The sequence below is a fragment of the Chitinophaga sp. 05T412 genome (genome assembly GCF_056396465.1).
Map to the genome: position 1 here is coordinate 367,480 of NZ_JBFTLN010000016.1, position 19,396 is coordinate 386,875.

The 19,396-nt window shown below is 46.0% G+C and carries 16 protein-coding genes and 2 tRNA genes; 5 read left to right on the top strand and 13 right to left on the bottom strand.

All coding sequences use genetic code 11. From position 1 onward, the window contains the following. Positions 1-6: 6 nt before the first annotated feature. Complete coding sequence (locus tag AC1DFM_RS29120; protein WP_477080300.1) at positions 7-945, bottom strand: magnesium transporter CorA family protein; 939 nt, start codon at positions 943-945, stop codon at positions 7-9. Positions 946-1,033: 88 nt separating this feature from the next. Here AC1DFM_RS29120 and AC1DFM_RS29125 point away from each other — a divergent pair, with 88 nt between their 5' ends. Next, complete coding sequence (locus tag AC1DFM_RS29125) at positions 1,034-2,524, top strand: lipopolysaccharide biosynthesis protein (RefSeq protein WP_477080301.1); 1,491 nt, start codon at positions 1,034-1,036, stop codon at positions 2,522-2,524. 90 nt (positions 2,525-2,614) lie between these two features. On the opposite strand, the gene AC1DFM_RS29130 is transcribed toward AC1DFM_RS29125, so the two are convergent. From AC1DFM_RS29130 to AC1DFM_RS29140, 3 genes are all read right to left on the bottom strand, one after another. Beyond that, entirely contained in the window at positions 2,615-3,796 is a 1,182-nt protein-coding gene (locus AC1DFM_RS29130) for a TDP-N-acetylfucosamine:lipid II N-acetylfucosaminyltransferase family protein (protein ID WP_477080302.1), read from the bottom strand. Positions 3,797-3,891: 95 nt separating this feature from the next. Next, positions 3,892-4,677 carry a diaminopimelate epimerase gene (dapF, locus tag AC1DFM_RS29135; RefSeq protein WP_477080303.1) on the bottom strand — a complete coding sequence of 262 codons (786 nt, stop codon included), beginning with the start codon at positions 4,675-4,677 and terminating at the stop codon, positions 3,892-3,894. 30 nt (positions 4,678-4,707) lie between these two features. Further along, entirely contained in the window at positions 4,708-5,586 is an 879-nt protein-coding gene (locus tag AC1DFM_RS29140; protein WP_477080304.1) for a nucleoside phosphorylase, read from the bottom strand. A 202-nt stretch (positions 5,587-5,788) separates the two neighbouring features. Between AC1DFM_RS29140 and AC1DFM_RS29145 the strand changes: the two genes are divergently transcribed. Both AC1DFM_RS29145 and AC1DFM_RS29150 read left to right on the top strand, forming a co-directional pair. Beyond that, a tRNA-Cys gene (locus AC1DFM_RS29145) sits at positions 5,789-5,862 on the top strand. 408 nt (positions 5,863-6,270) lie between these two features. Beyond that, positions 6,271-6,756 carry a GNAT family N-acetyltransferase gene (locus AC1DFM_RS29150; protein ID WP_477080305.1) on the top strand — a complete coding sequence of 162 codons (486 nt, stop codon included), beginning with the start codon at positions 6,271-6,273 and terminating at the stop codon, positions 6,754-6,756. 118 nt (positions 6,757-6,874) lie between these two features. Here the strand turns inward: AC1DFM_RS29150 and AC1DFM_RS29155 are convergent, their stop codons facing one another. From AC1DFM_RS29155 to AC1DFM_RS29170, 4 genes are all read right to left on the bottom strand, one after another. Further along, on the bottom strand, positions 6,875-7,612 hold the full coding sequence (locus tag AC1DFM_RS29155) for a 3-keto-disaccharide hydrolase (protein WP_477080306.1): 738 nt from the start codon (positions 7,610-7,612) through the stop codon (positions 6,875-6,877). A 49-nt stretch (positions 7,613-7,661) separates the two neighbouring features. Continuing rightward, a complete protein-coding gene (locus AC1DFM_RS29160; RefSeq protein ID WP_477080307.1) occupies positions 7,662-8,984 on the bottom strand; it encodes a Gfo/Idh/MocA family protein in 1,323 nt (440 codons plus the stop codon). A 234-nt stretch (positions 8,985-9,218) separates the two neighbouring features. Next, a complete protein-coding gene (locus AC1DFM_RS29165) occupies positions 9,219-10,724 on the bottom strand; it encodes a magnesium chelatase ATPase subunit I (RefSeq protein WP_477080308.1) in 1,506 nt (501 codons plus the stop codon). 41 nt (positions 10,725-10,765) lie between these two features. After that, positions 10,766-11,860: a vWA domain-containing protein gene (locus AC1DFM_RS29170; RefSeq protein ID WP_477080309.1), complete on the bottom strand. Its 1,095-nt coding sequence runs from the start codon at positions 11,858-11,860 to the stop codon at positions 10,766-10,768. Between the two features lie 235 nt (positions 11,861-12,095). On the opposite strand from AC1DFM_RS29170, the gene AC1DFM_RS29175 reads away from it, so the two are divergent. Continuing rightward, entirely contained in the window at positions 12,096-12,941 is an 846-nt protein-coding gene (locus AC1DFM_RS29175; protein WP_477080310.1) for a sugar phosphate isomerase/epimerase family protein, read from the top strand. A 303-nt stretch (positions 12,942-13,244) separates the two neighbouring features. Here the strand turns inward: AC1DFM_RS29175 and AC1DFM_RS29180 are convergent, their stop codons facing one another. The 4 genes from AC1DFM_RS29180 to AC1DFM_RS29195 all read right to left on the bottom strand — a co-directional run bounded on the left by AC1DFM_RS29180 (position 13,245) and on the right by AC1DFM_RS29195 (position 18,784). After that, a complete protein-coding gene (locus tag AC1DFM_RS29180) occupies positions 13,245-16,478 on the bottom strand; it encodes a glycosyltransferase family 117 protein (protein WP_477080311.1) in 3,234 nt (1,077 codons plus the stop codon). Positions 16,479-16,651: 173 nt separating this feature from the next. Then, a complete protein-coding gene (locus AC1DFM_RS29185) occupies positions 16,652-16,945 on the bottom strand; it encodes a putative quinol monooxygenase (RefSeq protein WP_477080312.1) in 294 nt (97 codons plus the stop codon). Next, positions 16,942-17,769: an SAM hydrolase/SAM-dependent halogenase family protein gene (locus AC1DFM_RS29190; protein WP_477080313.1), complete on the bottom strand. Its 828-nt coding sequence runs from the start codon at positions 17,767-17,769 to the stop codon at positions 16,942-16,944. Before AC1DFM_RS29190 ends, AC1DFM_RS29185 begins: the two co-directional genes overlap by 4 nt. 202 nt (positions 17,770-17,971) lie before the next feature. Continuing rightward, positions 17,972-18,784, bottom strand: a complete 813-nt coding sequence (locus AC1DFM_RS29195) for an SDR family oxidoreductase (protein WP_477080314.1) — start codon at positions 18,782-18,784, stop codon at positions 17,972-17,974. Positions 18,785-18,972: 188 nt separating this feature from the next. Here AC1DFM_RS29195 and AC1DFM_RS29200 point away from each other — a divergent pair. After that, positions 18,973-19,045, top strand: a tRNA-Lys gene (locus AC1DFM_RS29200). Positions 19,046-19,204: 159 nt separating this feature from the next. On the opposite strand, the gene AC1DFM_RS29205 is transcribed toward AC1DFM_RS29200, so the two are convergent. After that, positions 19,205-19,396 (bottom strand): hypothetical protein (locus tag AC1DFM_RS29205; protein ID WP_477080315.1); only part of this gene is annotated, 192 nt, incomplete at its 5' end.

Below are 19,396 nucleotides of genomic sequence, written 5' to 3' on the forward strand. Positions count from 1 at the left end.
TAATGGTCAGAACCATTTCTTCTTCATAAAATACCAGCTGATCACTACGGAAATAGCGATTGAAAGGATGACTGGTATATAGAAGGCGTGCATGGTATGCTGATAGGGGATATCTACGTTCATGCCATAGATACTGGCTACCAGCATGGGAAATGTAAGGATGATGGTAATAGACGTTAAGCGTTTCATTACCACATTCAGGTTATTTGAGATGATGCTGGCAAAGGCATCCATAGTGCTGCTGAGGATGTTGGTGTATACATTGGCCATCTCCAGCGCCTGGGAAGTGTCTACAATTAAATCATGCAGGAATTCTTTCTCATCTTCATTGAGCCCCAGGAAGTTGGTGCGTTCCAGCTTCATCAGCAGGAGTTCATTGCTGCGCAGGGCCGTCACGAAGTATACCAGGCTTTTCTGGATACGCATGATCCCTAATAACTCTTCATTCCGGTTGGAATCGTAGAGTTTTGCTTCCAGCATGTTTCTGCGCTGATTGATTTCTTTCAGATAATCCAGGAAGTTGATGACCACCTTTTCGAAGATTTTGAGCACCATCATGTTCCTTTTCTCGGGGGAGCGGTTATGGAAGGTGTTCAGAAATTTCTTGATTGCCGTATTATCGAAGGAGTTCACCGTGATAATTTGGTGGTGGGTCAGGATAATTACAATCGGAATGGTGATATAGAAGGCATCACTTTCGTTGATGGAATTATTTTCCGTAGGGGTTTTCAGTACAATGAGTTTCACATTGTCTTCCAGCTCATACCGTGATTTTTCGTCGATATCGAGGGAATCCGTGAGGAAGTCCAGGGGGATATCCAACTCTTCGGATAACTGTTCAAATTCAACCTGTTTCAGCGGAGGGGTGATATTTACCCAGGCGCCGTTTTCGGGCTGTTTTATTTCTACAGTTTTGGAATCTATATTTGTGAAATACTGGATCATCGGGCGCAAAGGTAGTTAAAATGTTGAATCCTGTTCCATATTGCGTAATATTGCAGATCAAGGGATAGTTAAATTTATTTATATATAAATGGGCGTAATAAAACAACAGAGTATCAATTCAACATTGCTGATTTACCTTGGTTTTGCGGTAGGGGGTATTAATATTGTGTTCCTATTTCCCCATGTATTCAGCAAAGAGCAGTTTGCGTTGACCCGCCTGTTACCTGAAATAGCCATGATCATGGTGCCAATATGTACCCTTAGTTCGGTGCCCACCATCAGCCGTTTTTTTCCCTATTATTCGAGTCATCTGAAGAATAAAGATAATGATATGTTAACCTGGGCGTTGATGGCAACGCTGATAGGGTTTACCTTGTTTGTGGCAGGTACTTTCTTCTTCAAAAGCATGATTGTAGGGGCATATATTGAAAAGTCGCGGTTATTTATCGAATATTTCTACCTGTTATATCCCAACGTTTTTTTATTTGCCGTGTTTGCCGTTTTCGAGAGTTATAGTGGTTCGCGGCATTTGTCAGTGTTCCCAAATTTCCTGAAGGAGCTGGTATTGCGTTTACTCACTACGGTATTGATTGCGGCGTATTATTTCAAGTGGATTAACCTGGATACTTTCTTATGGTTATTTTCCCTGTTGTATGGTGTATTGTTGGTGGCGTTGATGGTATACCTTTATCAGCATCACTTTCTGCATTTTACATTCAAGGTAAGTAAAGTGACGCGTCGGTTGTCCAGGCGGATGGCTACTTATTCATTTTCATTGCTGGGGGCTATCTTATTTTCATTGCTGGCTAAAAATATTGCGCCCCTTATCCTCGCCAGTACCGGAGGCTTGGAGAAAGTGGCTTACTTCACTATAGTTACCTATGTATCTACGCTGATACTGATCCCACAGCGCAGTATGTCCGCTATTGGCCTGCCAGTGTTGGCGCAGGCATGGAAGGAGCGGGATATGGAGAAAATTGATGAGGTATATACTAAGTCGTCGTTGTTGCAGTTGATTTACGGCCTGTTTATTTTTCTTATTATCTGGCTGAACATCGATAACTTTTTCAAATTGTTGCCGCCAGGATATAGTCAGGGTAAGTATGTAGTACTTTACCTGTGTTTGGCCCGGGTGATAGATATGGGAACAGGGTTAAACAGTCAGGTGCTGGCAACGTCCCGTTTCTGGCGGTATGACTTGTATAGCTCGATTGTGTTGCTGGCATTGTCTTTCCCGCTGAATTTCTTCCTTATTAAAACTTTGGGAATGATTGGATCTGGGTATGCTGAGTTGATTTCCATCTTTGTGTTTAATCTTATCCGGTACCTGTTTCTTTTGATGAAATTTGACCTACAACCTTTTACTGTGAATACTGTGAAAGCGATAGTGGTAGGTTTGGTGGCTTATTTCGGTACAATGTGGATTCCTTTCATGATTCATCCTTTTATTGATATTGCTGTCAGAAGTGCTTTGTTTGCTGTGATATTTGCTTCGCTGATACTGGTATTCAGGGTATCGGAGGATATCAATAGCACCGTGTATACTACGTGGAATAAGCTGAGGGGAAGAAGGGAGTAGGTAGTTTTTAGTGGTATCACATTTTGTGATACCACTAAAAGAAAAGGTGGCCGCGATATGCGACCACCTTAAAAATATATAGCCAGCGTATTAATTCAATATTTCCTTCAACGCGTCCAATTTCGTTTTTTCATCAAACAGTCTATCTACAATCGCCACATTCTTTTGAATAGTATCTGCATCCAGTGGCGCTTTGAACTGTTCAAAATCCAAGGTTCCAATTTCTTTGGAATCAAAAACAGCGATATCATTTGTTTTCAGTAGCTCGTAAAGCGTACTGTTGCTGTGGAGGAAGATTTTCTTTCCTCTGTACAACAGCGCCAGCACGTTGCCAGCGGCCTGTGAACGGTAGTGGTACATCACGGCTACATCTACCTGTGCCAGCATTTTGTAGTATTCATCACGGGCGAGGAAGCTCCGTAACGCCATTACCTTATCTGCACCAAAGATGCGGATAGCTTCACTTTGCACAAAGTCGGCGTACTGGGTGTTGCCATAGTTCAGCGGAATAATCAGCTTAACAGGCAGGTGTTTGTAAGCCGACAAGGCCTGTAATGCTTCCAGGTGATTATTGGTGATCGTGTCTGAGTTGCCCAGCAGGATGGTGGTGACACCGCTGTTTTTGGCGGCGGCATTGATGACCGCCTGTTCTGCAGCATCTGGTTTTTGTCCGCAGTCGTAAAAGAAATATTTATGCTGTGCGGGTGTGGTATAATGATTCAACACCCATTGGTAGTCGATATGACTCCAATGGAGGAAGAAGTTGAGTCTTTTGAAAAACTGGTCGCGCGTGCGGAGGATAGTGCGTTCCTGCCCTTTGTAATTGAAAAAACGTTGGGCGAAGGACGTTAGTACCCGCTTGGGTCGCATTGGGTTGAACTTAAGCTTAGGCCGTCCCTCTGTTTTCTCAAAGTAGGGCAGGCTCAAAGGTCCGTAAATCGTTTTTTTGAAACGGGAAGCGGGGACTTCCACTACATCGCCGCCCCAGAAAAACATGCCGGTGGCCACGTCGGGAGGCAGACTGAGTACGGCTTGTACAGCCAGGTCGGAGGCCCAGTGTACAAATACTTTGTCTTTATTCGTGATTTTTTTTAAGATAGATTTAAAAGCAGGGGTATAAAAGGGCGCGAAAGTTACCAGGTCGGATTTGACGAACTTTGCGTTGTTTTTCCAGTTATCAATGATATAGACATTTTTTCCGGGAGCTACTTTTTCTGCATCACGAATGAAGTCATTGATGAACTTATCGTCAACCATTAAGTGATAATTCATGCCGGTTTATTTAGGTGGCTGCTATAATTGGATAGGGTGGGAGTATAAGCATGTATGCCGGTAATGCCGGCATACATACCTGAAAAAGGATATAATTATTTCACGGTGATATCACCTTCAAATACCAGTTTAGCGGGGCCACAGAGCCAGATATCGCTKAAGGTACGTTCTCCGGTTTTAGAGAAGCGTACTTCCAGTTGTCCGCCTAAAGTTTGTACGGGTACAGTATATGCTTTGGTTTCTTTGCCGGCAAATGTCAGTGCGGCGGCGGTTACGCCGGTGCCGCAGGAATAGGTTTCATCTTCCACACCTCTTTCGTAGGTGCGTACAAAGATGCCACCTTCGAAGGGCTGTACGAAGTTCACGTTGGTACCTTCGGCTGCAAAGCGTTCGTTGTAGCGGATACCGCGGCCTTCATTGAATACGTCTACCGCCTGTACGTCTTCCACAAATTTTACGAAGTGTGGGGAGCCGGTATTCAGGTAATAGTAGAGTGGACCGTGTTCCACATCATGCACATCAGACATTTTCAGGTTTACCCAGCTGTCGCCGTCCATAGTGGCTTCATGTTCACCGTCTACTGCAATGAAGTAGAGGTTACCATCACCAACGCCCATTTTGTGGGCGAAGGCAACGAGGCATCTGCCGCCATTGCCGCACATGGAGCTTTCGCGGCCATCTGCGTTGTAATATTTCATGGCGAAGTCGTAGTCTTCGCTTTTATTCAGCAACATTAATCCATCAGCACCGATGCCGAAGCGGCGATCGCACAATTCATTCACCTGTTCTTCTGTGAGCCAGTCGTATTTTCCGTCGCGGTTATCCATGATGACGAAGTCATTTCCGGTACCCTGATATTTATAAAAGTGGATATTGTTCATGATGACAAAGATAAAAAAATAAGCGATGGCTTATATACCGGCAATGATTCCGAGTCCTTTTTCGATCAGGGCTGCTACTGCTGCGCCGCCGTCTTTACTGAATTCTTTGCGGATGCGGTTAGCTACGATGGCGCTGATAGAAAGGCATTCATGCCCGAGTACACGCCCCATTCCATAAATGGCGGATGTTTCCATTTCGAAATTGGTGATGCGGTGTGATTCGTAAGAGAAGCCGGTCAGATTATCAATCAGGTTAGGATTGGATAAGGTACCACGCAGTACGCGGCCCTGCGGTGCATAAAAACCGGGGCAGGTAACGGTGATGCCTGTATGAAAACCATCTCTGAAGTGATTGTGTAATGTAGTGGATGCTTCAAAGAGGCACGGATTGGCGCCACCGGGTTGCAGGAATACTTGTCCGCGGAAGGCTTCCAGCAATTGCTTTTCGGCGGTAGTGTTTTCAAATGCGTAGTAGGGCATGAGGTTATCGAGGCCCAGGCCATGCGAGGAAACCACGAAGCTATCTACCGGAATGACTTCCTGTAGTGCGCCGGAAGTACCGAGGCGTATAATCTGTAAGGAAGTGAGGGTAGGTTTAATGAGTCGGGTATTGAAATCGATATTGACGAGTGCATCCAGTTCATTGAGTACGATATCAATGTTATCGGTACCGATGCCGGTAGACACTACAGACAAGCGTTTATTACCGATATAGCCGGTATGTGTAACGAATTCGCGGTGTTGAAATTTACCTTCTATTTTATCGAAGTGTTGACTTACGGCGCTTACACGATCGGGGTCGCCAACGGTGATGATGGTGTGAGCCAGTTCATCCGGTCTTACGTCCAGGTGATACACTGCTCCGCGGCTGTTGATGATCAATTCTGATTCAGCAATACGATTATCCATTGTACTAATTTTTGTTTTTCACGAATCAACAATTCCTGTTTTTCAAGGTCAATATTCCTTCMTTCTGCCTTATTATCAAAATATTTTTCAGATAATTTTTAAATAATATTTGGTGGGAATCAGAAATTTACTACTTTTGCAATCCCACAAACGAATGAAATGTACGCCAGTGGGGCAATCAGGCGGACGTTTTAACACAAATGGTTCCGTGGCCGAGTGGCTAGGCAGAGGTCTGCAAAACCTCGTACAGCGGTTCGAATCCGCTCGGAACCTCCAAAGAAAAGATAAAAGCCGCGTATATCGCGGCTTTTTCTTTTTTATCTCCCCTGACTATTATCTTCTCATTATTTTATGGAACGAGCTGTTGCGGTACTGCTACAGCATCTGTAAACCCTTACTGCTGGTAACTTTCAGTGACTTAAAATATTTATGCGAATAGTGATGAAAATGTGGATGTAAAAGGTTATATTGCATCCCCCGCATTAGGCAGGATGAATAAGCAGAAGGCATGACATTTATCAATGATATACTAATGCTATAGATCACAGCGTATGTAATTTTGATAATAAAGATATCTGGCAACAGGACTACTAAAAAGCCGTGTTGTTTACAACTATCCAAGCAAAAAGCCTTCTGCATGCAGAAGGCTTTTTGCGTTTTTATATACAATTAAAAGAAGTGGTTATGACAGAGATTATTAAAGTAACCGCCGAAGATTCCAAGCACCTGGACCAGGTGAAGCTGCTTTTTCGCGAATATGCCAATTGGTTAAATGTTGACCTGAGTTTTCAACAATTTGAAGATGAGCTGGCACACTTGCCAGGTGTATATGTACCGCCTACAGGAGCCTTGTTCCTGGCGCTGGTGGATGAAAAGATCGCCGGTTGTGTAGCAGTGAGATCATTCGACAACAGTATTGCAGAGATGAAACGTCTTTTTGTAAAGGACGCCTTTAAAGGGCTAGGTGTAGGGAAAGCCCTTGCCACCGCCGCTATTGAAGAAAGTAAGCGACTGGGATATAAGCGCATTTTGCTCGATACCCTGGCACATATGCGTTCTGCTATTGAGTTGTATACTTCATTAGGTTTTCAGCCTATTGCGGCTTATTATGATAATCCTATCAGCGATGCCGTGTATTTATCACTCAATATAGAGGAGGCAACTGTTTGAGAGCAGAAAGCATAAAGCCGAAAGCAAAAAGCTATTGAAGCGTTTGATACCAGCGGATATTCCCGTTGATCATTCGTTTCAATAGCTTTTTGCTTTCGGCTTTATGCCTTTAGCTTCATTACAGTGTTCTGATCCAGATGTTACGATAGCTCACCGGATTGCCATGATCCTGTAGGGCAATAGATTTGGGGCCGTGCTTTACATAAGACGGTTTGCCAATGTATTGTGTTTGTCCTTCCAACTCCACATTATTTTGTACCAACACGCCATTTTGCAGCACGGTGGCGCGTGCGGGTGATTTCAGCGATCCATCGTCGTTAAAGCGGGGAGCGGTCCAGATCACATCATAAGTTTGCCATTCGCCTGGTTTTTTGCAGGCATTTACCAACGGAATTTTTTGTTTGTAGAAACTACCGGCCTGGCCGTTGGAGTACGTACGATTGTTGTAGTTATCCAATACCTGCAGCTCGTAGTATTCCTGCATGAAAATGCCGCTGTTACCGCGTCCCTGGCTTTCACCCTTTACTTCGGCAGGCGTACGCCATTCGATGTGCAACTGGAAATCTTCGAATTGTTGTTTGGTTTTAATCATGCCCGTACCTTTTATCACGGTCATGACATCATTTTTTAACTCCCATTTGGCCGGACCACCTTTTTCTGATTCCCAGCTGTCCAGGCTTTTACCGTTGAACAGGACGATGGCATCGGAGGGGGCCGTGAGAATTTCGGTACCCGGTGTAATTACTTTGGGCACCGGCTCCCAAACCTCTGTGGCTTCAGGTTTCATCTGCTCTGTAGTTTGTGCGGCTGCGGCCACTGACCATAAAGTACAGGCAGATAAGAATAACGTACGCATGTGTTATTTTTATTTTTCAGGTAGATAAAAAGGGCAATGTTGTTTTCGTTTATACGGTCACGTTAGGTAGTTTATAGCCGTTATGGTATTGGGCGGCGAGCAGTTTGTTGGCATCTTTGTCGGTGAAGGCGCCTTTTTGGGCATCCCAGTATATTTTTTTGCCAGTGCGATACGCGATATTGCCCATTTGCGCCGTGGTGGCCACCAGTGAGCCTACCTGTACCGGTGCATGCAGGTCCTCCAGTTTGCGGGATTTCACTACTTCCACAAAGTTGGTGGTATGCAGATCCAGGCCATTGTCGACGGATTTCTGTCTGGGTACGGCTTCCATTTTACCTTTTTCCGGAATTACTTCCCAGCCGCCGCGGTCCAGTACCAGCGTACCATTGTTGCCGATAAAGGCGATGCCATGATCACGGCCATACGGACCGCCATCAATGCCGATGGCTTGTTCCCACTGAATGTTATAGTCTTCGAATTCGTATACGGTGGTGAGTGTATCTGGTGTTTCGGCAGCATCGTCAGGATAAGCGAATTTACCGCCAGCGGCCATAATAGATTTAGGTGCGGCCGATTTCATGCCCAGCAGTGCATAATCCAGGAGATGTACGCCCCAGTCGGTCATCAGGCCGCCGGCATAGTCCCAATACCAGCGGAAGTTAAAGTGGAAGCGGTTTTCATTGAAAGGGCGTTTGGTGGCAGGTCCCAGCCAGGATGCATAGTCTACGCCGGGAGGAGGGGTTCCATCGGGTTTTACCGGGATGGATTTCATCCAGCCCATATAGGCCCAGGCTTTTACGAGCCGTACTTTGCCCAGTTTGCCGGAGTGTACAAATTCAATGGCATCTTTGAAGTGTTGTTGGCTGCGCTGCCATTGCCCAACCTGTACGGCGCGTTGATGGTGTTGCTGGGCAGCCACCATGGAGCGGCATTCGATGATGGAGTTGCCCATGGGTTTCTCCACATACACATCCTTACCAGCGGAGCAGGCATCGGTCATCTGGAGGCAATGCCAGTGGTCGGGCGTACCAATGATGACGGCATCGATGTTTTTATCTTCCAACAGCTTACGATAATCGCTATAAGCCGTTACTTTAATCCCCTTGCCAGCGAGTTCGCCCACGCGTTTGTCGAGCACATTTTTATCTACGTCGCAGAGGGCTACGCATTGTGCCGCCGGGTTTTTCAGCATGGCGGTGAGGTCGGCCCAACCCATACCATTGATACCAATAGCGGCGATGTTCAGCCGGTCGCTGGCAGCTACGGTGCGGAGCGGGAATGCCTGCAGGGAGGCCGGTAGGGCAGATACCAACCCGGCGCCAGCCACCAATGTGGAGGCGGATTTGATGAAGTTTCTACGGGAATTGTTCATGTAATAAAACGGTTTTGTGGAATTGTATAATTGACACTAATAAATACAAAATAGGGAAAATTGCGGATGATTTTAGCGGAATTTGTTTGAGGGCAGGATTAAACTGGTTAAACGGATTTAGATTTTATAAGATATAAAAAGATGGGGAAGATATATGCAGATCATTATCTACGTATATCTTCCCCATCTTTTTAATCAAAAAATAAAAATCAGTTTAATCCTGCCCTCCAGATACTATTCTTCTTCCGGCTCTTCTGCATCACCGCCCAGGCTGAAGTTCATCATGGTGCCGAGCAGATCGCTGAAGCGGGTTTCATTTTCCACCACTTTTTTGCTGATGAGCGAGTAGGAGGAGAGGCCATGGAGTACAAATTCCATGAGCAGCAGTGCTTCTTTGTTATTGGCTTTCGGGAAGCGTGCTTTGATCAGTTCCTTCAGTCCTTCTACTTTGCTGAGGGTAGCTTCGTATTGTTTATCGCTGACATCCTGCAGGAGCTGTACGGAATTGCCTTTATCGAACCACTGAATAACGCTGCGGTAAGGATTTTCAGCGGGAGCGCCGGCTTTCTTTTTCTTGAAAGAATCGGGATTAGGGAAGTATACGGCAAAGAGGGTACGAATGGCTTTGTCGAGCAGGTTATGCGCTACCTGCAGCGGGCCTTCCTGTTCGCCTTCATACACCAGTTCTATTTTACCGGTGATGGCCGGAATGATGGCCTGCAGATCGGCGATGCGTACCTGTGTTTCTTTTTCATTGTTGATGATGGCACGGCGTTCTCCGGCGCTGACGGCATTCTCATAAGCTGCAATTGTCAGACGGGCGGATACGCCGCTCTTTTTATCGACGTATTCGCTGCCACGGGCTTCAAAAGAAACCTGTTCGATCAGTCGTTTTACCATGTCGGCGATCTGTACTTTTTTGAGTTGATCGTCGTGTATATCGGCTTCCTGTTCGGTGATGAGCAGGGCGTTTTCGATGGTTTTCGGGTAGTGGGTAATGATCTGGCTTTCGATCCTGTCTTTCAGCGGTGTTACAATGGAGCCGCGGTTCGTATAGTCTTCCGGGTTAGCGGTGAATACAAACAGGATATCCAGTGGCATTCTTACTTTGAAGCCTCTGATCTGGATATCGCCTTMCTGGAGGATATTGAACAGGGATACCTGTATGCGTGCCTGCAGGTCGGGCAGTTCATTGATCACGAAAATGCCGCGGTTGGAGCGGGGAATGATACCGAAGTGGATCACTCTTTCATCGGCGTAGCTGAGCTTCAGGTTAGCCGCTTTGATGGGGTCTATATCGCCTACGAGGTCGGCTACAGACACATCGGGGGTAGCGAGTTTTTCGCCGTACCGTGCGCTGCTATGGAGCCAGGTGATGGGTGTTTGGTCGCCTTTTTCCGCAATGAGGTCGCGTGCGTAGCGCGATAGCGGATTAAAGGGATCATCATTTACTTCGGAGCCTTCGATCACGGGGATGTATTCATCCAGGAGGTCGGTCATTTGCCGGGCCATGCGTGTTTTTGCCTGGCCGCGGAGGCCCAGAAAGAGGATGTTATGCCGGGAGAGCAGGGCTCTTTCTGTGTCCGGGATCACGGTGTCTTCATAGCCGATAATACCGGGGAAAGCGCTGTCTTTGTTTTTTAATTTTTTGATCAGGTTGCGCCTGATTTCTTCTTTTACGGATACTGTTTTATAGCCACTTTTTTTGAGTTCGCCTAATGTTTTTATGCTTGTATTCATCTTAAATAGTTACGAATGATAGAAATGTAAACGGACCGTTTTTAATAGAATTTTCTTTTACCGCTTTCGAAATCGCGGAAGAGAAATTGTCCGAGTTTGTCGGTACCGGAAAAGAAGGCTTTACCGTTATTGGTTTCTGTAAATTCCTGTACAAATTGCTGTAGCCATGGATCTGAGGCTACCATAAAGGTGGTGATGGGTATTTTTAATTTTTTGCATTGTGCGGCCAGGTTGAGGGTGCGATTAAGTATTTTCCTGTCGAGGCCGAAGCTGTTTTTATAATATTGCGATCCTATTTTCAGGCAGGTGGGTTTGCCGTCGGTGATCATAAATATTTGCTTGTTCGGATTGCGCCGGCGGCGGAGCAAGTCCATGGCCAATTCCAGGCCTGCCACGGTGTTGGTATGGAAAGGTCCTACCTGGAGATAGGGCAGGTCTTTAATTTCTATCTGCCACGCATCGTTGCCAAATACAATGATGTCCAGTGTATCTTTTGGATAGCGCGTGGTGATGAGTTCTGCCAGCGCCATGGCTACCTTTTTGGCGGGCGTGATCCTGTCTTCCCCATACAAAATCATGGAGTGGGAGATATCGATCATCAGGGCGGTGGACGTTTGTGTTTTGAAGTCTGTTTCTTTCACTTCCAGGTCGTCCTGGCTGATGGAGAAACTATCGATGCCGTGATTGATCTGCGCGTTGCGGATAGAGGCGGTAATGTCCAGTTGATCTACGCCATCGCCGAATTCGAAGGGGCGTGTTTCGGCATTGAGTTCATCGCCCATGCCGGATTTGCGGACATTATGATTCCCGGTGGCTGATTTTTTCAGTTTCCCGAAGATTTCTTCCAGGGCATTTTTGCGGATGGTTTGTTCTGCTTTGGAAGTAATTTCGATGTCGCCGCTTTCCTCATTTTCGCGGATATATCCTTTGTCTTTCAGCTCTTGTATGAAGTCGCCGATCCCGTACTCCTCATTGGTCAGCTTATATTCGTTATCCAGTTCTGTAAGCCATTGCAGGGCTTCAGAAACGTCTCCGCTGGTGTAAGTAAGGAGTTGGGTAAAAAGGTCCAGTAGTTTCTGGAAAGGTGGCTTTTTATTGTCGTCCGGGTTGAACCTGGTGAATTGTATTCCTCTCATAGCTCTTCTTCTGGTTAAATTCTTCTTCTGATTTAAATTTACCACTTTTTTTTTGAGCAGAAAGCAGAAAGCGGAAAGCAAAAAGCTATTGTGTAGAATGACAGAAGCGGATGCTAGTCCTAATTGTTAATCAATCGCTTCAATCGCTTTTTGCTTTTCGCTTTCTGCTTTCTGCTCAAAAAACTTGCATTTTATCTTGAAAGCAACTACTTTCAATCATCAAAAAAAAATTCATATGAAAAAACTGAGAAATGCATTGATGCTGGCAGGCGGATTGGCAGTTGCATTATTTGCAAACTCCGCGGCTGGTCAGGCAAGGGCAGATGCAATAGGCTGGAAACTGGGAGCACAGGCCTGGACCTTCAATCATTTTACATTAGCAGAGGCGCTGGATAAGATGGATAGCTGCGGCATCCAGTATGTAGAGGCTTTCCCTGGCCAAACCATTGGTGGTGGCATTGAAGGTAAATTTGATTACCATATGTCGCCTGATCAGCAGGAGAAAGTAAAAGCGCTGTTTAAAAAGAAACACAAAGTATTGGTGGCATTCGGTGTAGTAGTACCCGGATCAGCGGCAGAATGGCGTATGCTGTTCGATTTCGCGAACAGAATGGGTATTCAGAGCATCACCTCTGAGCCTAAAGAAGAGGACCTGGATCTGATTTCTTCCCTGTGTGATCAATACCAGATTAAACTGGCTATCCACGACCATCCGAAACCAAGTCATTACTGGAGCCCGGAAATCGTACTGGCGGCTATTAAAGGCAGAAGCAAGCTGATGGGCGCTTGTGCTGATATCGGTCACTGGGTACGCTCAGGACTTGATCCGGTTGAATGTATCAAGAAACTGGATGGTCACATTGTAAGCCTGCACTTTAAAGACCTGGACAATAAATCTCCTGAATCTCATGATGTAATTTGGGGTAATGGTGTTTGCCAGATGCCAAAAGTGCTGGAAACATTGAAAGCACAGAAGTTCAAAGGATTATTTTCTGCTGAATACGAATACAACTGGGATAACAGTGTGCCAGATGTTAAAGCCAGCGCGGCTTTCTGGAGAACAATGGTTTCTAACCTGTAGTCAATAAATGATAGATAGTCCGGAGATGGTGGTTTACCGCCATCTCCGGATTTTTTTTGTCAGGATGATACTGATGATACTGATTTTTGTGAGATGATATGGTGAGATGGAGTGAAGGGGAGATGATGGTAGAGGAGAAGGCCTGCGGAGGTACTTATCTCCCGGAGGGGAAATAATAACAGTGACCACCTGGTATTATTTGATAAAGGGAGATGGATACCGCTTTCCCTTCTCCCGAAAAAGAGCTATAAAAAAAGCCCACCGCGAATACGCAGTGGGCTTTTTATTATCAGGGTGACCAGATTATTTGGAAGTATCGCCTGCAGCAGGTACTGCATTGGAATCTTCGGTATTCATTTGGATCACGCCTTCTTTATTTCTTTTGGCGCCATTAGCACCGTAATCAGCTTTCATCTGATGTAACCAGGCAACGAACTGTTGAGCATTCTGGCCATCGCGTTGTAAGTCGTTGGTCATTTTGCTGGCAGGCAGTTGTGCATAGTAGCGCAGCTGTTGTTCGCAGTCTCTGATCACTTTATCCGCCAGTTCATCTGCTCTTTTCGCATCGCCTGCGATGTAGTAAGCATAGATCGTTTGGATAGAGGTGTAGTTGTGCATGTTACCCGGAGTAGTCATGGCATAAGGGAAGTTAGTTTCCAGGATGCCTTTATCCATATAATGTAACACGTTCAGCGCGCTGTCTTTAGACATACCGTTCTGAGTCATGGCCACAGACAATTTAGTGAATGCCTGACGGAGGTACATGACCATTTTCCTGTTAGGCTCATCGAAGTAGGTACCGCGGGTTTGTGCGCCACCGAATTCAAATTTGTGCATCAGGTTATCGTACATCACACCTACGTTAGCATTGATATCCATGCCCAGCGGATCTGGTGTAGATTGCTTCGCCAGTGGTACCAGGTGATAAGTCAGACCATCTGTTTGTGTGTATTCATTCAGGCCAAGATCAGTAGGGCTGGTAAAGTAGATAGGTCTCTTCCAGTTGTTGGCAGCAATGATATCATACACGGCGAGGTCATTTTTCAGCAGGTAGTTCTTCGTGATTTTGAAAGGCATGGAAGGTAAAATCTTCGCACTGTCTTTCGCCGCTACCACACCATTGGCCAGTACCGCTTGTTTGTCGACCGGCACATACAGCTGACGGGTAGGGAGGAAGTTCTCCGCACCACCATCCTGCGTAGTCACTTTACTGTTAGGATCATCGCTTCCCATGAAGTTCATGATTTCTATCAGGTTGAAGGACTTGTTGGCAGGGATGTTACCCGGATCAAAGAAGCGGATATAGTTGCGGGTTTCGCCCTGATATTTATCGGCAGACCAGGTCATTGGAATAGCAGGGCTTTCGTTTACGGCTCTGCGCATCTGATCAATGTACCAGTCCACACCGAGGAGGCTCAGGTTAATTACGCGGATATCCGGACGGATATGTTCTACTTCCTGTGCGTACCACAGCGGATAAGTATCGTTATCACCTACGGTAAACAGGATCGCATTTTTCTGACAGGATTCGAGGTAATCTTTTGCCACGTCTCTTGCTACTGTTTTGGTAGAGCGGTCGTGGTCATCCCATTCCTGGAAGGCCATCAGTACAGGTACGGCGAGCAGGCAGATAGCCGTAGCCAATACCGGTGTCATCGCGCTCTTTACTTTTTTCGCCAGGAAGCGGTATACCGACAGTACTCCTAAACCTATCCAGATAGCAAACGCGTAGAAAGAGCCTACATAGGCGTAGTCACGTTCACGTGGCTGGTTACCGGGTTGGTTCAGGTACATCACAATCGCAAAACCTGTAAAGAAGAACAGGAGGGCTACGACGAGGGTATCTTTTCTATGATTATTATATTGGAAGAAGAAGCCCAGCAGTCCGAGGATGAATGGCAGGAAGAACATGGTGTTGTGTGCCTTGTTGTCTTTCAGACTATCCGGCATCATGCTCTGGTCGCCATAGATCAGGTTATCGATGAATGGAATACCGGAAATCCAGTTACCATCACGCACGTTACCATAACCCTGGGTATCATTTTGTTTACCTACGAAGTTCCACATGAAGTAGCGGAAGTACATAAAGTTCACCTGGTACTGGAGGAAGAACTTCACGTTATCGCCCAGTCCTGGTTTTTCGCCCTGCTGTAATCCCAGCCAGGATTTATAGAAATCGGCATGACCCTGATCGTTGCTGGCATCCCATACGCGTGGGAACAGCATCATATCATCCGGTGCATACACGGGGTCCATTTTTTTACCGGCTACCACATATTTTTTATCGCCACGGGCGTAGATGTTACCACCTTCCTTGTATTCTGTAGGGCGGGCAGTGAACACCTGACCATAAATCAGTGGGAAGTCGCCATACTGCTCACGGCCGAGGTAACCTACCAGAGAAATCGGGTTATCTACATTGTACATATCTACAGAAGGATTCGCTGTAGAACGTACCATGGTAGTGATATAAGTGGAGTAGCCCAACAGCATGAACAGTACGAACATGATGGTGAGGCGGCTGAAATGGGTAGCTTTCGCGAAGTCCAATTTAATACCTACCACTTTCATGAGGTAAGGAATTGCGACAAAGAACGCAGCCAGTATAAATTTGAAGAAGATTGTAGCACCGCTGGCATCGTTAAATGCAGGTACCAGGATAACGGTTGCAATCACGATGAAAGGCGCATACAGACCGAATTTCGGTTTTCTGTAACCAATCAACAGGATGGCTATGATGAGTACGAAATAGAAGATAAATCCTGAGAAATATCCCATTCCGAGGCTATTTACGAAGAATACGTCCATGTAACCGGAAGCTTTCACGGTATCCTGGATCAGATATTTTTGAACGAGACCGGTGATACCGCAACCTACCATGAAAGCCCAGAAAGTGCCCCAACCGGTTGGTTTGAAGCGTCTGAAGTAGTACACCATTACCATTGCCGGGATGGTGAGGAGGTTGAGGAGATGGACACCGATGGAGAGACCCAGCAGGTAGCCGATTAAAACAATCCAGCGGTCAGCATAGGGTTCGTCGGCTTCATGTTCCCATTTGAGGATCGCCCAGAAAACGATAGCGGTAAAGAAAGAGGACATACCATATACTTCACCTTCCACAGCGGAGAACCAGAATGAATCGGAAAAAGTGTAAGCGAGTGCACCTACGATACCAGCGCCCATGATCGCGATCATTTTCTCGCGGGAAATTTCTTCCCCGGCTTTCACCATGAGGCGGCGAGCGAAGTGGGTGATAGTCCAGAACAGGAACAGAATAGTGAAACCACTGGCCAGGGCTGTCATGGTATTTACGCCCAATGCAGCCTGAGAAGGTTTCAGGAACATACTAAACAATCTTCCAAGCAACACGAACAATGGCGCTCCTGGCGGATGCGGGATTTGTACTTTATAAGCACTTGAAATAAACTCGCCGCAGTCCCACAAGCTGCCTGTAGCTTCCATCGTTTTAATGTAAACAAAGCAGGCAATGATGCAGATGACCCAGCCGACCATGTTGTTGGTCCTTTTAAAATTCATAAGGTTGTTTTAAGGTCCGACAAAAATATAAAAAACAGCAAATTATGCTAATCTGGTGAACAGTTTTAACTTTTTGTAAATATCTTTTTAGCTGTTAGCCTTGGGCTATCAGCTTTTATGCGCCCGTTTTGTGTTCGCGGGGACATTAAAAAGGTATTAAACTTTGTTGATTGTTAGAGGCTAACGGCGGTTTGGACGGTCCAGGCAGCGGGTTTTCCGTTGAAAAGGACTTTGGTGGCGGCCCAGGTTTCGCGGAACAGGTCGGACGCGCGATAATTTTCCAGTGCGGCCTCAGACTCCCATTGGCTGAAAGTAAACCACGTGTTGCCGGAAGCGGGATGTTCCCATAGTTCGAGGTGCAGGCATCCGGGGAAGTGGCGGATGAGCAGTTGTTGTTGTGTAAAGAGGGCCCGGAAGGTATCTACTTTTTCCGGGTCAAATTCCATTTTAACGATACGGTTAATCATTGAAAAATTATTCTTACAGTTTGGTAGTATGACAGTTGCTGGAATCCGGTAGGATGTGTGAGCTGGTCTCTCCGGAATCCCTGGAGGCCAAAGAGTCCGGCGGCATTTCCTTTATTGATGGCGATTTCCAGGTAACCGGCGGCATTGAACAAGGCCAGTTTGGTTCCTTCGGCTACATCGGCATAGGTTTCGCTGATCTGGCTGATTACTTCATCGCGGCGGAAGAAGATCCGGAAGCGACGGTTTTTACTTTGCATGTCGAACTGCTGGCGGGTAATATTCACCACCACATTCTCGAAGCTGTCGATATGAATGATTTGTCCTTCTATGAAGTCGTCGCCCACCAGCGGCTGCAGGTTGTTCTTCACCTGGATCTGCTGCGTAAGCGGCCCCAGTTCTCCCAAAGCCCTGCCACGACTCAGCTCTCTGGCCACACCAGCCAGCAGCTGTATAATGGTAAAGGTATTTTTAGGGGCATCCGGCGGTAAAGGTATTTTAATCACCTTTTCCGGCATACCCCCGGCGATCATTGTCAGCAGGCCATTATCAGCACAGCCTATATATTGCCCGTTATGTTCCGCTACGAGTACATGATCCGGACGTCTGTCGAATAAATTAATCAGGACAAAGTGAAAGGTTCCCAGCGGGAAATAAGCGAAAGCACTTTTACAGATGTAAGTCGCCTGCGGTAAGTTGAAAGGGCTGATATGGTGGGTGATGTCCGTAACATGACATTCCGGGCAGTATTGCCAGAGCTGCCCTTTAATGGCACCTACCAGGTAATCCTGCATCCCTATGTCTGATGTTAATGTTATAATGGACATGCCAGAATATCTAAATCCAATTCCCTTAGTTCTCCAATTGCTTTCTCACCTTCAACATGGCAAATTAAGTGTGCGCTTTCCTTTCAAAAAAGATGCCATGGGGGTTATGCGAGCTTAACTTACTGCAAATAAAGACAAAAAACCCGAGGCGATCGTATTTTAAGCGGAATTTTTTCACACTAACGTCAACGGCTAACGTGAATTACTGCAGGGGAGACCCTGGTTCTTTTTTAAAGTGATTAAATACCAAACCATCCAATACACCCGGCAACAATTTGCTCAGGAAGACGGTCAGCTTACCCTGTCCCGTTAATACCAACGTGCGTTTGCGCTTCGCAATCGCCTTCGCGATCGCCTCCGCCACCGCCTCGGCCGACATCAACGTACCCTCATCCAGCGGTGTTTCACTCTGTGATTCCCCCTTCGGGTCCAACGCTGTATTACGGATATTAGACGACGTAAACCCAGGACATACCCACATCACGTTAACGCCTGTATGTAAATTTTCTGTCCGCAGCGCCTCCAGGAAGCCCTGCATCGCGAACTTAGATGCCGAATATCCCGTACGACCCGGGAGGCCTCTATACCCCGCAATAGATGATACACCTACTATCGTCCCTTTGTTCRCTAAGATAGAGTCGAACGCAAATTTGGTACAATACACCGTTCCCCAGAAATTAATATCCATCAGCGACTTCAGCACCTTCACCTCCAGGTCCTTGAACAATGCCCTCATAGAGATACCCGCATTGTTAATCAGTATATCCACCTTCCCGAACTTCGCAATCGTACTTTCAATAAATGCTTTGCAATCGGCCTCTACACTTACATCCGCAACAAAAGTATACAGTGCTTTGTTATTTAATTCCAGCTGTAAGGCATCCAGCGCATTTTGCTTTCTGCCACATACGGCTACATTGGCACCATGCGCCAGTAATTCGGCTGCAAGGGCTTTACCGATTCCAGATGAACCACCAGTGATGACGATGGTTTTATTTTGAAAGTATGCTTTCATGGGTATATTTTAAGCTGCACAAAAATAGGCGAGAAGATGATAGGAATGACATTTTATTACAGACGTTTACAGAAATGTTTCTGTATTTTGTTTGTCGTTTCGCTCTGGTGGCTGGTTTGAAGGTTTTTTGAAGAAAAATTTGGCAGGAAAAAAAATATTATTACTTTTGCAATCGCTTAACAGCAAAGGATCTCCTAGCTCAGTTGGTAGAGCAATACACTTTTAATGTATGGGTCTTGGGTTCGAGTCCCAAGGGGATCACTGGAGAGTTTGAAAGCCTGCGCGATGCGTGGGCTTTTTGTTTTGGGTGTATTTGTTAGTCTATCAAAGTGCGGATTTGCGTTTTGTGGTTACTTAGTTTTATTTGGGTTGACGTGTCGTTACTAAATTACAACATTTGGACATTAAATGCTATAGCATTTAGTTGCAACTGGCAAGACCATAAATATCTGAATAGTCTTTATTGGGATCAAGTTGAAAAGTTGGGGGATAGTATAAAAAATAGTTGCTTTGCATCAGATTAGCCAAAGAAGCACGTGGATCAGAATTTTCGCAAACTAGTAGAGATGCTGTTACCAGCAGGAGTTTTAGAGTATTTTGACTTAATAGATT

Coding starts and splice junctions, on each gene's coding strand:
- AC1DFM_RS29130 (WP_477080302.1), bottom strand. CDS start 3,796: ATGAATTATCACTTAATGGTTGACGATAAGTTCATCAATGACTTCATT.
- AC1DFM_RS29185 (WP_477080312.1), bottom strand. CDS start 16,945: ATGATTAACCGTATCGTTAAAATGGAATTTGACCCGGAAAAAGTAGAT.
- AC1DFM_RS29150 (WP_477080305.1), top strand. CDS start 6,271: ATGACAGAGATTATTAAAGTAACCGCCGAAGATTCCAAGCACCTGGAC.
- AC1DFM_RS29190 (WP_477080313.1), bottom strand. CDS start 17,769: ATGTCCATTATAACATTAACATCAGACATAGGGATGCAGGATTACCTG.
- AC1DFM_RS29160 (WP_477080307.1), bottom strand. CDS start 8,984: ATGAACAATTCCCGTAGAAACTTCATCAAATCCGCCTCCACATTGGTG.
- AC1DFM_RS29125 (WP_477080301.1), top strand. CDS start 1,034: ATGGGCGTAATAAAACAACAGAGTATCAATTCAACATTGCTGATTTAC.
- AC1DFM_RS29120 (WP_477080300.1), bottom strand. CDS start 945: ATGATCCAGTATTTCACAAATATAGATTCCAAAACTGTAGAAATAAAA.
- AC1DFM_RS29175 (WP_477080310.1), top strand. CDS start 12,096: ATGAAAAAACTGAGAAATGCATTGATGCTGGCAGGCGGATTGGCAGTT.
- AC1DFM_RS29170 (WP_477080309.1), bottom strand. CDS start 11,860: ATGAGAGGAATACAATTCACCAGGTTCAACCCGGACGACAATAAAAAG.
- AC1DFM_RS29155 (WP_477080306.1), bottom strand. CDS start 7,612: ATGCGTACGTTATTCTTATCTGCCTGTACTTTATGGTCAGTGGCCGCA.
- AC1DFM_RS29140 (WP_477080304.1), bottom strand. CDS start 5,586: ATGGATAATCGTATTGCTGAATCAGAATTGATCATCAACAGCCGCGGA.
- AC1DFM_RS29180 (WP_477080311.1), bottom strand. CDS start 16,478: ATGAATTTTAAAAGGACCAACAACATGGTCGGCTGGGTCATCTGCATC.